Origin of the sequence: Natronorubrum tibetense GA33 (genome assembly GCF_000383975.1) — an archaeon.
GTDB classification, from domain to species: domain Archaea; phylum Halobacteriota; class Halobacteria; order Halobacteriales; family Natrialbaceae; genus Natronorubrum; species Natronorubrum tibetense.
In genome coordinates this window covers 2,022,728-2,035,426 of the sequence record NZ_KB913017.1, presented here as the reverse complement: position 1 = coordinate 2,035,426, position 12,699 = coordinate 2,022,728, and the positions used below count along the sequence as shown (strand labels likewise).

General features: G+C 61.6%; 11 protein-coding genes, 1 tRNA gene, 1 rRNA gene and 3 other annotated features. Of the genes, 1 reads left to right on the top strand and 12 read right to left on the bottom strand.

Features of this window, described 5'->3' with window-relative positions; all coding sequences use genetic code 11:
• Window positions 1-5: 5 nt before the first annotated feature.
• Window positions 6-132: a sequence feature (23S ribosomal RNA rRNA prediction is too short), on the bottom strand.
• A 12-nt stretch (window positions 133-144) separates the two neighbouring features.
• Window positions 145-400: a sequence feature (23S ribosomal RNA rRNA prediction is too short), on the bottom strand.
• Between the two features lie 10 nt (window positions 401-410).
• Window positions 411-1,033: a sequence feature (23S ribosomal RNA rRNA prediction is too short), on the bottom strand.
• Between the two features lie 240 nt (window positions 1,034-1,273).
• From NATTI_RS0110645 to NATTI_RS0110620, 6 genes are all read right to left on the bottom strand, one after another.
• A tRNA-Ala gene (locus NATTI_RS0110645) sits at window positions 1,274-1,345 on the bottom strand.
• A 153-nt stretch (window positions 1,346-1,498) separates the two neighbouring features.
• Window positions 1,499-2,972: ribosomal RNA gene (locus tag NATTI_RS0110640) — 16S ribosomal RNA — on the bottom strand.
• Window positions 2,973-3,528: 556 nt separating this feature from the next.
• Entirely contained in the window at window positions 3,529-4,875 is a 1,347-nt protein-coding gene (locus NATTI_RS0110635) for a ribonuclease J (protein ID WP_006087868.1), read from the bottom strand.
• Window positions 4,876-5,190: 315 nt separating this feature from the next.
• On the bottom strand, window positions 5,191-5,487 hold the full coding sequence (locus NATTI_RS0110630) for a hemerythrin domain-containing protein (RefSeq protein ID WP_006087866.1): 297 nt from the start codon (window positions 5,485-5,487) through the stop codon (window positions 5,191-5,193).
• A 16-nt stretch (window positions 5,488-5,503) separates the two neighbouring features.
• Window positions 5,504-5,863, bottom strand: a complete 360-nt coding sequence (gene trxA, locus NATTI_RS0110625; RefSeq protein ID WP_006087865.1) for a thioredoxin — start codon at window positions 5,861-5,863, stop codon at window positions 5,504-5,506.
• A 219-nt stretch (window positions 5,864-6,082) separates the two neighbouring features.
• A complete protein-coding gene (locus NATTI_RS0110620; protein ID WP_006087863.1) occupies window positions 6,083-6,745 on the bottom strand; it encodes a class I SAM-dependent methyltransferase in 663 nt (220 codons plus the stop codon).
• A gap of 110 nt (window positions 6,746-6,855) precedes the next feature.
• Here NATTI_RS0110620 and NATTI_RS0110615 point away from each other — a divergent pair, with 110 nt between their 5' ends.
• Window positions 6,856-7,239, top strand: a complete 384-nt coding sequence (locus NATTI_RS0110615; protein WP_006087862.1) for a DUF302 domain-containing protein — start codon at window positions 6,856-6,858, stop codon at window positions 7,237-7,239.
• Window positions 7,240-7,386: 147 nt separating this feature from the next.
• Here the strand turns inward: NATTI_RS0110615 and NATTI_RS0110610 are convergent, their stop codons facing one another.
• From NATTI_RS0110610 to NATTI_RS0110585, 6 genes are all read right to left on the bottom strand, one after another.
• Window positions 7,387-7,635: a DUF7542 family protein gene (locus tag NATTI_RS0110610; RefSeq protein ID WP_006087861.1), complete on the bottom strand. Its 249-nt coding sequence runs from the start codon at window positions 7,633-7,635 to the stop codon at window positions 7,387-7,389.
• Between the two features lie 220 nt (window positions 7,636-7,855).
• Window positions 7,856-8,989, bottom strand: coding sequence for an aminotransferase class V-fold PLP-dependent enzyme (locus NATTI_RS0110605; protein WP_006087860.1), 1,134 nt, complete (start codon window positions 8,987-8,989; stop codon window positions 7,856-7,858).
• A 122-nt stretch (window positions 8,990-9,111) separates the two neighbouring features.
• Window positions 9,112-9,720: a class I SAM-dependent methyltransferase gene (locus NATTI_RS0110600; RefSeq protein ID WP_006087859.1), complete on the bottom strand. Its 609-nt coding sequence runs from the start codon at window positions 9,718-9,720 to the stop codon at window positions 9,112-9,114.
• A 7-nt stretch (window positions 9,721-9,727) separates the two neighbouring features.
• Window positions 9,728-9,940 carry a YgaP family membrane protein gene (locus NATTI_RS0110595; protein ID WP_006087858.1) on the bottom strand — a complete coding sequence of 71 codons (213 nt, stop codon included), beginning with the start codon at window positions 9,938-9,940 and terminating at the stop codon, window positions 9,728-9,730.
• 57 nt (window positions 9,941-9,997) lie between these two features.
• Entirely contained in the window at window positions 9,998-11,272 is a 1,275-nt protein-coding gene (locus NATTI_RS0110590; protein ID WP_006087857.1) for a M20 family metallopeptidase, read from the bottom strand.
• Window positions 11,273-11,279: 7 nt separating this feature from the next.
• On the bottom strand, window positions 11,280-12,626 hold the full coding sequence (locus NATTI_RS0110585; protein WP_006087856.1) for an FAD-dependent oxidoreductase: 1,347 nt from the start codon (window positions 12,624-12,626) through the stop codon (window positions 11,280-11,282).
• Window positions 12,627-12,699 lie beyond the last annotated feature (73 nt).

The following is a 12,699-nucleotide window of genomic DNA, read 5'->3' as shown; positions in this document are numbered from 1 at the left end:
CCGGACTCCCTGCGTCAAACGGCGTTTGTAGGTTCGGAGTTGGACAGGGGGGCACACTCCTCTCGGAGTGCGCTCCCCCAATCCGTCGCTCTACCCCACAAACTATCTCGGCAGAGGTCATGCTTCGACATGTTTCGGTTGGAACCAGCTGTTTCCGGACTCGATGGGCCTTTCACCCCTAAACGTAAGTCACGAGAGGGTATTGTAGGACACCAACTCTAACAGGCCTCCACGCACCTTTCGGCACGCTTCACCTTGCTCACGCCTAGATCGTCCGGTTTCGGGTTGTGCCCGTTTGACTCCCCGCGCTTGAACACGGTGGCCCTCGTCGTAAGACTGCGGCCATATCGGTTTCCCTACGCCTTCCTCGATAATCGAGTTAGACTCGTCAAACAGGCACACTCCCTGGTTCGTTTTTCAAAACGTACGACGGAACATCGGCTTCCTGCATGGCTTACTACAGATTCGCATCTGATTCATTGTATGCAGGACCTTGTATGCCCCGTCGCTCTATCGCCAACTGATTTCACGCCCTATTGCACCTCCCTTCTGGGGGTACTTTTCAGCGTTCGTTCACACTACTTGTTCGCTATCGGTCTTGAGGAGTGTTTAGTCTTTGCAGTCGATGCCTGCAATATTCACGAGGGATATCCAACCCCCGATACTCTGGAGCTGACTCGTCTCCTACTGATCTACACTACGGGACTGTCACCCTGTTTCGTGCTCTATTCCAAGAGACTTCCTGCAGATGGTCAGAGAGTGGTCGTCAGTCCGAACACCACATTGCCCGTAAGGGCTTCGGTTTGGACTTTATCGCGTTCATTCGCCATTACTAACGACATCACATTCGTTTTCTTTTCCTGTCGATACTAAGATGTTTCAATTCTCGACGTTCCCCATTGCGCGAAGCAATTGCGGTGGGGATTCCCATTCGGAAATCCTGAGTTCTTAGCCTCCGTGCGGCTCCCTCAGGCTTATCGCAGCTTGGCACGTCCTTCTTCAGCTCTCAAGCCGAGCGATCCACCAGCTGGCACAGTAGCCACGTTCATCGGATCTGAATTGCAACGGAAGTTGTAATTCAAGAGTGACCCGGGAACGGGTCCAGTGGACGCCTGGACTACACGTACACACGGTCTCATCTGCACGCCGTAGACGCGGCATGCATTAACCCTTCCCAGCCACGTTTACACGGGCTGGTGCATCGGTTTTCGTTCGGATTAGATCAGAATCGCTTGCCCCACTTAAGGGGCACGATTCGATCGCCTCCGAGTGATGGACCCACAGGGATTCGAACCCTGGGCATCCTCCTTGCAAAGGAGGCACTCTACCACTGAGCTATGGGCCCACGTCCACACAAAGTGGACATCGAGACGAAAGCGTTAGCCTTGGTAGTTCTAAGGTGCCCGATCGGCCAACGGTTGGGTCGATCGAACGTGGAGTGTGTGGCGTAAAACGCCACACGAAAGGTGGGTCAGGCCATCGGCCTGATCCCGGTCTGTGGAGGTGATCCAGCCGCAGATTCCCCTACGGCTACCTTGTTACGACTTAAGCCCCCTTGCGAAGCCCAGATTCGACCTGGGAATCCAGGCCTCATCCGGACCTCACTCGGGTGCTTTGACGGGCGGTGTGTGCAAGGAGCAGGGACGTATTCACCGCGCCCTTCTGAGGCGCGATTACTACCGAATCCAGCTTCATGAGGGCGAGTTTCAGCCCTCAATCCGAACTACGACCACGTTTCGGAGATTAGCGTCCCCTCTCGGGGTTGCATCCCACTGTCGTGGCCATTGTAGCCCGCGTGTCGCCCAGCACATTCGGGGCATACTGACCTACCGTTGCCCGTTCCTTCCTCCAGTTTGGCACTGGCAGTCCTCTTAATGTACCCAGCCACCACAAGGGTGCTGCTGGCAATTAAGGGTGCGGGTCTCGCTCGTTGCCTGACTTAACAGGACGCCTCACGGTACGAGCTGACGGCGGCCATGCACCTCCTCTCAATGGCTCAGGTAAGCTCATCACACTGACCGTCACTGCACATTGTCGATGCTGGTGAGATGTCCGGCGTTGAGTCCAATTAAACCGCAGGCTCCTCCGGTTGTAGTGCTCCCCCGCCAATTCCTTTAAGTTTCATCCTTGCGGACGTACTTCCCAGGCGGTCTGCTTCTCGGCTTCCCTACGACACACCACAGGCTCGTAGCCTGTGGCACATCTAGCAGACATCGTTTACAGCTCGGACTACCCGGGTATCTAATCCGGTTCGTGACCCGAGCTTTCGTCCCTCACCGTCGGATCCGTCCTCCAGAGGCGCTTTCGCCACCGGTGGTCCGTCCAGGATTACGGGATTTCACTCCTACCCCAGACGTACCCCTCTGGTCTTCCGGTCCCAAGCCACACAGTTTCCACCGGACGCCTGCTCGTTAGGCGAGCAGATTTCCCGATAGACTTGCGCGGCCAGCTACGGACGCTTTAGGCCCAATAATAGCGGTCATCACTCGTGCTGCCGGTATTACCGCGGCGGCTGGCACCGGTCTTGCCCAGCACTTATTCCACCACCACCTTACGGTGGTGAAAAGCGAGGACTATATGCCCTCGCACTCGGAGTCCCCTTATCGCACTGGCGTGCAGTGTAAAGGTTTCGCGCCTGCTGCGCCCCGTAGGGCCCGGTATCTTGTCTCAGATACCGTCTCCGGGCTCTTGCTCTCACAACCCGTACCGATTATCGGCACGGTGGGCCGTTACCCCACCGTCTACCTAATCGGCCGCAGCCACATCCTATGGCGCCGGAGCGTTTCGGATTCTCTGCAGTTCCAGCAGGAGAATCGTATCCAAGATTAGCCTCAGTTTCCCGAGGTTGTCTTGGTCCATAGGGTAGTTTGGCCACGTGTTACTGAGCTATCTGCTACGAGTCTAAACTCGTACAACTAGCATGGCTAAATCGGACTCCAATAGCAATGACCTCCGGCAGGATCAACCGGAATGCTATATTACTCCCGACCTTGTGGTCGGGAGGGTTCATTTGGCGGTGAATGTAAATTCTTGTACACACTCACACATAAATGGGTCCACGTTCGGCAACCTCAGACCGTCGACCGGTCGAGCGTCACCGAACTACCAAGGCTAACATCAGATCCCTTCTGTACGGCGGACCGCAGGGGAAGGATCCTCATTTCCTTCGGATTAAATTGTAATCGCCGACCACTACATAAGGCCTGCGAATCGAACCTTCAAAGGGAGAGAGTCTCACACACCCAGCAGTGTCGTTTTCAGGCGTCTATTAGATCAGCCAGTAAGTACCGAAACGCTAGGTTCTACTGGATACTTCAGCTACTACCGTTATCGAATCGGCCCGACGGTGTATCGACAACAGTTACGCCGGTGCAAATTGGCTGCCCACGAATGTCATCGTAGTCGTTCAGCTGTCGCTCACTGGAAGTGAGTCCACAAAGAACAGCTTTTATTTGATGCTCGAGTCCGGGGAATTAGCTCGAGTCGAAGTACGCCCGCTCGGACGCGACGAGCTGGGCCCGAGACAGGTTACACGAGCTGGATGATGTTTCCGTTCGTGGTAACGTGGATATCTCGTCCAAGCGTGTATCCTTGATTGGACGCGAGGTCGACGTAGCCCGAGAATCCTTTCAGATCCTGATGAGCCGGGATGATGTGCTGAGGCTGGAGTGCGTCGAGCATCTCGTAGTGGCCCTCCTGACAGAGGTGGCCGGAGACGTGGATGTCGGAGTAGACGCGTGCACCCTGCATGCCGAGCAGTTTCTCGGACTGGTACCGTTGGCCTTCGTTCGTCGGTTCGGGAATCACGCGTGCGGAGAAAAGCACCTTGTCCCCGTTATCGAGTTGGTACGGCGTTTCCCCGCGGGCCATTCGCGTGAGCAGTGCCCGGGGCTCACCCTGGTGACCCGTCACGACCGGCAGGAAGTTCTCTTTGCCATCGTTCATGATCCGCTCTAACGTCTGATCGATGGATCGACGGTAGCCGACCATATCCACGTCGGATGGGAAATCGACCCCCATCCGTTTTGCGGTTCCCGAGTACTTCTCCATCGAGCGGCCGAGCAGAATCGGCTCACGGCCGATCTCTCGAGCGAACTCGACGAGGCTTGTCACGCGGGCGATGTGGCTTGCGAACGTTGTGGCGACGATGCCGCCGTCGTAGTCCTCCATACTGTAGAGGGTGTCCCGGAGGTGCTCGCGCGCGACGTTCTCGCTCGGCGTCCGTCCCTTCTTATTCGCGTTGGTACAGTCCTCGATGTAACAGAGGACACCGTTGCCCTCGCGACCGATCTCACGGAAACGATCCATATCGATCGGATCGCCGATGACGGGCGTGTGGTCCATCCGTTTGTCCAGTCCGTAGACGACTGCACCCTCCGGCGTATGGAGCACGGGATTGATCGCCTGGATGATCGAGTGAGTAACGTTAACGAACTCGAGTTCGACTTGTCCGCTGTCGCCGATCGACATCGTCTCGCCGGCGTCCATCCGGATGATCTCGTTGTCGAAGCCGAACTTCTGCTCGTCGTCGACTTCCTCTTCGACCAGTTCGCAGGTGAACGGCGTCGCGACGACCGGTGCGTCGTAGCGGTGGCCGAGCTTGCTAATCGCGCCGATGTGGTCAAGGTGGCCGTGCGTCGGAACGATTGCCTGCACGTCGCCCTCGAGGTCGCTCATCACGCGATCGTCGGGGATTGCACCCATGTCAATCAGATCGAGGCTGTGCATCCCCTCGGTCTGGATGTTGTCGTGAATTAGAACCTTCGACAGGTTCAGTCCCATATCGAAGATCACGATATCGTCACCCGCGCGGACCGCAGTCATCTGTCGCCCGACTTCCTCGTAGCCGCCGATTGTTGCAATTTCAATGTCCATTAGTAGACCCGATCATAGCAGTCCTGTGTGACAGTCTCGCAGCCAACGTGGCTGGGTTGTGGGATTCGGAACGGCCGGCGACGTGAGCAAATCCGTCGATCACGTCCTCGGCAATATCGACCGTTCGTTCCCGACTGTGCGCCAAGGACAGCGCTTCTTTCGGTTAGCTATCTAATGAAACTCCAGACGTAAGTACTCCGGGTCTCGGGTCGGGCGGGCGGGTCACGCCGACGCCAGCACTGACTCGGTGTCGGGAAACAGGACGTTGTTTTTCTTGTGGAGGTGCATGTGTACATCGGCCTCGAGCGACTGCAGTCAATCGAGCATGTTTCGGTAACTCGTACAGGCCTCCGACGGAACCGCGTAATCATCACTCAGGCGTCGAATCGTCTCGAGATGGGACGCCGCCGCGTCGTGGTCCGATTCGAGGTGATCGATCGCGTCGTGGATCCGTTCCGCCTCCGCGTCGGCCCGTGCCGTTTCGTCGTCCAGCGTGAGAATCTCGGGGAAGACGGTCTCCGCTTCGTCGGCGATGTGTTCCATAACGTCCGCCTCGAGGACGAGAAACTTGGATTCGATCGCCTCGAGTTCGGGGTGGCTCTCCTCGCGCACGCGAGTAACTATTTGCTCATTCGGTGTAGTTCCCAATCAGCGCACGGAGTCGGTCTTCCGGCAGCACGCCGGACTGCTGTTCGACCTGTTCACCGCCTGCGAAGAGGACCAGGGTCGGCACGCCGCGAACGCCGAACGAACCCGCGAGTTGCTGGTGCTCGTCCACATCGACCTTGGCGATCACAGCCTCGGTCGTACCCGCGAGCCGCTCGAGGACGGGATTGAGCATCTGACAGGGGCCACACCAGTCCGCGTAGAAGTCCACGAGGACGACGTCGTGCTCCGTCGTGACGTCCTCAAGGTGACTTCTCCCGTCGATGTAGATCGGTTCGTCGAGCGATTGCGCCGAAACGTCGTCGCGTGCATCAGTTGCCATCACCATCACGTATGGTCCGATACCGTTTAAAGGTTTTGTGCATAGTGCACAATATAGTCAGAGTCACCTCTCTCGAGAGCACGTCCGCGTCGCTCACGCTAGGAGAACTAACACGAATAGATAGGACTCAATAGCCTGTTTCTAAGATTTCAGGAGAGGTGAGACGAACCCTTCGAGCGAATTAGCCTACGTAGTTTTGCAGTAAGCACTAACAACCGGTTATTCAACAGCGTCAGTCGACTTCTTCGGGGCAACCGCGTTGAAGCGCGCGAAATAGCCGGCTCGGGTTCCGACATGCGCTCCGAACGCCAGTCCACGCCGTTCGACGCGGCGTCGCAGCTGCTCGAGTCTGACGAAGTGCGGGTCGGGGAGCGATTCGCCGACGACGAGTCGGCCGTCGGGTTTCAGAACCCGCTCGAGTTCGTCGAGGGTCCGCTCTTGGTCGGGGATTTCGCCGAGCACGAGGACCAGATACGCGGCGTCGAACGCATCGTCAGGATACGGAAGCGAGCGCGCATCGCCGCGGATCGGTTCGACGTTCGAGTTTCCCTCCTGTCGCAGTCGCGTTCGGAGGTGCTCGACCATCTCCGGTTGAACGTCTATGGCGTGCAGCGTCCCCGACGGTTCGATCGCCCGTGCGACGGTCCCCGTGTAGTAGCCGGTTCCCGGTCCGACCTCGAGAAGACGTTCTCCGGGTCGGGGCTCGAGTACGTCGCGAAGCCGTGAGCGAGTGATGATCGGGCGCGGGAGGTCGATCGCGTGGCGCTGGGCGTACGGGCAGGGTGATGGGTTCGATCGCCACCGGAGGACGTATCCGAGTCCAGCGAGCAGCGTGAGCCCGAGCAGGGCGACGATCGCTCGTAAGGTACTCCGAGAGATCATAGTGATACCTACACCGCGGACGGACTACGGTCTTCCCCGAACCGATGCACGCGCCGCAGGCTTGCCGTTGCTACCCCAATCACGATACTTTTCGAAATCGATCGTACAGTATGTCCTACACACATCGTACGCAAGTCGACGGCGAGTTCGACGACGTCGTCGCGGAAACGATCGACGCCCTCGAGGACGAGGGGTTCGGCGTGCTCTGCGATATCGACGTCCGGGAAACGCTCAAGCAGAAGCTCGACGAGGACTTCAGACAGTACAGAATCTTGGGTGCGTGCAACCCGCAGTTGGCACATCAGGGACTCGAGGACGATCTCGAACTCGGGACATTGCTCCCGTGTAACGTCGTCGTCTACGACGATGACGACGGCGTTGTCGTCAGCGCGGTCGATCCGAAGCGTCTGATCGGCGTCGCTGAAAATGACGACCTCGACCCGATCGGCGACGACGCGTACGAGCGTTTCGAACGGGTTCTCGAGTCGTTTTGAATGGGGCCCGGCCACGGTGGGCCGAGGTAGTCGCCTCGCTATCCAGTGTAAACGTCTCATCCAGATCCGACGCACCGTCTCGATCCATGCGTAGAAGCCGGGCAATGTCACACTCGTCCGGGACGTCCGTAGCGACACCAGTGCTCGTCACGGCTCGTCGGGCTGGCCCCGGTCGAGAAGCGCTGAGTCCGGATTTTCCCGACCAGAGACACCACAGATACCGGCGTCGGCTCCCGCCCGTTCGACGCCGTCGGCGACGCGATTGATCTGCCAATCGACGTAGTGGCCCGCCTCCGACTCGTGGTCGTCGAGAGCGACGCGCGCACGACCCAGATTCGCGAACGACTCACAAAACTCACAGTCGCGACACTCGATCACGACGTTTGCCTCTCCCATACGAAACGATCGGCCTAAAGCGTCGAAAACCCTCCGGTCGGCGGTTGCAACCCGACGACACTATTCGAGATCACCCCATGTACCGCCGGCACCGGCGACTCAGACCGCACAGTTGTTCGGCCCGACTCGTGTCCGAGCCGGTTCGCTGTCCGGCTCGAGTGATTGCCGGTCGTGGATGATCAAGCCCGTGCTGGCGGGACGTCACCCGGCGACCGTCGTCTCACCACTCTCGTTTCAATCCCTCGAGCAGCCGGTCGACGTCACCGGCGGTATTGACCGCGTGGACGGACGCTCGAATCGCATTCGGCGACGAGAGCGCCCGGACGACGATCCCGGCGGCGGCTAGACGTTCGACCGTCGCCGCTGGATCGTCGACATCGATCGTCACGAGCCCCGACTCCGGCGACGACGGACTGATCAAGCGGTTGGTGGGGACGCCGTCCGCTAGCCGACCGGCGAGCCGGCGGGCCCGCTCTTCGATCCGGTCGATCCCGACTTCGTCGATCACGTCGATCGCTTCTCGAAGCGCGACGTGCGGTGCCGGGTTCGCCGACCCAACTTCGAACCGACGTGCGCCGGCCGCAAACTCGTAGGGTTCGGCGGACGGCGTCTCGACGCTCCGATAGCCGACCGTCCGCGGCTCGAGGCCCTCGGCGACGTCGCGGTCGACGTAGAGGAAGCCGCCGCCCCACAGCCCCAAAAGCCACTTGTGTCCGGCGGCGGCAACCGCGTCGGCGCCCCACTCCGCGACGTCTATCGGCAGCTGTCCGGGGACCTGCACGGCGTCGACGAGCGCGAGCGCGCCGGCATCGTGAGCGATGTCGACCAGTTCTGCGACGGGCAGTTGCGTCCCGTGAGTCCACGTCACCGCGCTGAAACAGGCGACTCTGGCATCCGCGACGGCCTCGGCGAACCGCTCGGTGTCGATGCGACCGGCCTCAGTCTCGACGACGCGAACCTCGACGCCTTCGCGCTCGAGCCGTTGCCACGGAAGGATTCCGGCCGGGTGCTCGAGATCCGTTCGGACGACGACGTCGCCGGGCTGCCAGTCGATCGCGTTCGCGACGGCGTTGATCCCGGCCGTCGTGCTCTCGGTGAGCGCGATCTCGTCCGGTTCGGCCCCGACGAGCGATGCGACTGCCTCCCGAGTGCGGTCGAACGCGCGGAAGGCGGTCTCGTAGGGATCGTCCGCTACTGTCGACTCGTACTCGTGTTCGCGGACGAACTCGTCGGCGGCGTCGACGACGTACTTTGGGCTCGGGCCGTGGGCACCGAAATTGAAATAGGTGCTCTCCTGAAGGGCGGGGATGTCGGCCCGGAGTTCGGTCGGCGTCATCGTTGGGTTCGGTTGCATAGATCGACCTACGTAGGGAGTCGACAATAATCTTGGGACAATTGTGAAATATTGGGTGGCGAACGTCAGCGATGAGCGGCCCGGCGGTGAGCAACAGCGGTCGCGTCCGCCGGTACCAACGGTCATCCGTCGGCGTGTTGGAACAGGAGTGCGTAGTGGTACGGCGGGAGTTCGACGCGCTCCTCGAGGGAGAACGCCTTCCCGTCGAGCACTACGGCGTTCGTCTCGTCGGGCGACAGTCGAAGGTCGGTCGGTGGCCCCCGGGGTTCGCCCGCGACGGTGGTCGTTTCACGCGGCCGGTCGTGCCAGTTGACGATTACGAACCGACCGCCCGGTCGGAGCGACTCGGCCGCTTGCTCGACGAACGCCCGTTTGTCGTCGACGCCGTGGAACGTGTTCGCGACCAAGACGACATCGACTCGCTCCGGGAGCAGTTGGGCCATCCGTCGTGCGTCGCCGTGAACGGGTACGATGTTCTCGACTCCCTGGTGCTCGGCGAGGCGAACACACTCCTCGAGCAGCGACTCCTCGAGGTCAAGCGCGTAGACCGGTGCGGGGTCGGTGATCCGAGCTGCGGGGAGCGCGAAGTAGCCGTTCCCGCAGGCGACCTCCGCGAGCGACTGGCCAGGTCCGATTCCGAGGCGGCGGAGCGTCGCGCCGGACGTCGGCCACAGTCTGCCCCACCAGTCCCAGTCGGGTTGCCCCGTATTCTGGAATCGTTCCGCATCCATGGTCGGGTTACGTAGACGTATCGACGCCCAGGATACGGTACAGGAGACACGTTCGAGTCAACGCCGTCCCGAGAAGGACACTCCCAATCAGCACCGCCACGGCACCGGTCACCGTCCCGAACTCGAGTGCGCCCGCTAGCGTCGCGACGCCGACGAGAGCCACTACCGCGCCACCGAGCGCGCGGACGATCCGATCCGTCGATCCGATATTGTATTCCATACCCATAGATGCACACAATAAGGGTTAAGCGTTTCCCGTATACCGAGACTCTTGGCTCTATGTGGAAGCGTCGGTCCCGTCGACCGCGGCCGCCCACCGCTCGGGAAGAAGTGCGTACACCATCGCGTTCCCGACGAGCGCGTCGACGGTCGTGTACTCGTCGACGGCGTGGACGGTGTCCGTTCCGAGCGCGAATTCGACCGTCGGAATGCCGGTGTTTCGCAGTTTCTTCGCGTCGCCGCCGCCGGTCGCGCTCCGCCGATAGACACGCTCTCCGGTCGTCGCTTCGGCGCCCGAGGCCACGGCCTCGACGAGCGGGCTCCCGACTGGTTCTGCGGTGCCGACGCTCCAGGAGACATCAGCGATCGTGATGCCCTCGCAGTCGGCGACGCACTCCCGGATCCCCGAGAGGACGTCGGGCGTCCGAACGCCGGCGGTCAACCGAACGTCGACCTCCGCGCGAGCGGACCCGGGGACGCTGTTGATCGCCTCCCCGCCCTCGAGGATCCCGAGGTTGATCGACGGATACCGGAAGAGATTGCGGGCGGTCTCGTCGCCCATAGCTGGCGCGTAGTAGTCTATCGACTCCTCGAGTATCGGCTCGATAACGGGATCGATCTCCAGTCGTCGCGTACCGAATCGCTCCCGCAGCGTCGTGATCGCCTCGTAGAGCCGGTCGATCGCGTTTTCGCCTAATACCGGCCGCGAGCCGTGTGCGGCCTCGCCGGTCGCCTCGAGGGTCAGCCAGATGCTCCCTCGATCGGCGACCGTCACGGAGTGGCGACCCTCCTCGCAGGTCGGTTCGCCGATGACGCAGGCGTCGGCCTCGAGTCGGTCGGCCTCGAGCAACGCGGGAAGGCCGGCGTCGCCGCCGATCTCCTCGTCGCTGACGAACGCGAACGCGAGGTCGACGGGTGGTTCGGTCTCTGTCTCGGCGAACGCGCGGATCGCGAACAGCATCGCGGCGACGGACCCCTTCATGTCAGTTGCGCCACGACCGTAGAGCCGGTCGTCGACGCGCTCCCCGAGCGGATCGAACGCCCACGCGTCGGCGTCGAACGGCACCGTATCAAGGTGGCCGTTGTACAGCAGCGTTCGGTCGCTCGCGCCCGGCAGGGTCACGAGGAGGTTCGGTTTCGCCGGATCGACCGCGAACCGCTCGACGTCGACCGGAAGCGGCGACAGGTACGCCTCGAGCAGATCGACGATCTCGCGCGTATCCCCGGGCGGATTCGCCGTGTCGACCGCCAGCAGGTCGAGCGCAAGGTCGATCAGGTCCTCCCGGCGGTCGTCGACGTACGTCTCGAGGTCGCCTGATTCGCCTGGGTTCATCACCACCTCACTCGAGTTTTCCGGCGAGAACTTTCGCCGCTGTGAGGATCGGATCCCAGACAGGGCTAAACGGCGGCGCGTACGCCAGGTCCGCGTTCTGCAGTTCGTTGACGGTCATACCGGCCGTCAGCGCCGTCGCAACCGTGTCGATGCGCTTTGCGCCCTCGCGGCCGACGACGGTGCCGCCGAGCAGTTCGCCGCTCTCGCGGTCGGCGACCAACGTGACCGTGAGCTCCGCGCCGCCGGGGTAGTAGTGGGCGCGCGTCGACGCCGAGATCGAGACCGAGACCGGATCGAAGTCCGCTTCGCGGGCCTGATCTTCGTCGACGATCCCGGTCCGTGCAGCCCCGAGGTCGAATGCCTTGACGATCGCTGTGCCCGCGGTGCCGCCGGTCGGTGTGGAATTGCCAGTGACGGTCTGTCCGATCGCCCGCCCCGCGCGGTTGGCCGTCAGCGCCAGCGGGACGTGATCCGGTTCGCCGGTCACGACGTGGGTCGCCTCGGCGTTGTCGCCAGCCGCGTAGACGTTCTCGAGGTTCGTGCGTCCGTACTCGTCGGTCGCAATCGCGCCGGTCGGCCCGAGTTCGATGCCGGCCGCTTCGGCAAGTTCGACGTTCGGCGTCACGCCGACGCCGACGATCGCGATGTCCGCGGGGACGGTCTCGTCCTCGAGTTCGACGCAGTCGACCCGCTCGTCACCGTCGAAACCCGACACGGCGGTCTCGAGGTGGAGTTCGATCCCCTGCTCGCGGAGGTGGTCCTCGACGACCTCGGCGACGGCCTCGCCGAACGGCTGGAGGACGTGGGGGAGCATCTCGTAGAGGTGGACGTCGACGCCGCGGGCCGACAGCGCCTCGGCCATCTCGATGCCGACGTAGCCGCCGCCGACGATCGCGGCCGTCTCCGGTCCGTGGTCGGTGACGTAGTCCTCGATGGCGTCGGCCTCGTCCATGTCGTGGATGGTGAAGACGCCCTCGAGCTCCAGCCCCTCGAACGGCGGTTCGATCGCGCTCGCGCCCGTCGCGACGAGCAGGTCGTCGTAGGGCTGCTCGGAGGTCTCGCCGTCGGTCTCGACCGTCACCGTCCGCTCCTCCGGATCGATGCCGACGACCTCCGAGCCCGTTCGCAGATCGACGTCTCGTTCTTCCCGGAACTCCTCGGGTGTCACGGTGACAAGGTCGTCCAACTCGTCGACCGCGCCCTTCACGTAATAGGGCATCCCGCAGGCGGCGTAGGAGACCCACTCGCCCTTCTCGAAGACGATCACCTCTCGGTCGGGATCGTCGCGTTTCGCCTTGCTCGCAGCGCTCATTCCCGCAGCGTCACCGCCGATGACGACGAAGGTGTCGGTCATGTGTCGACAGTAGCGGGGTAGTGTCTAAAGTATTTCTAGGGATTCCCAATACTATGGAATTACGGTGCAGTTA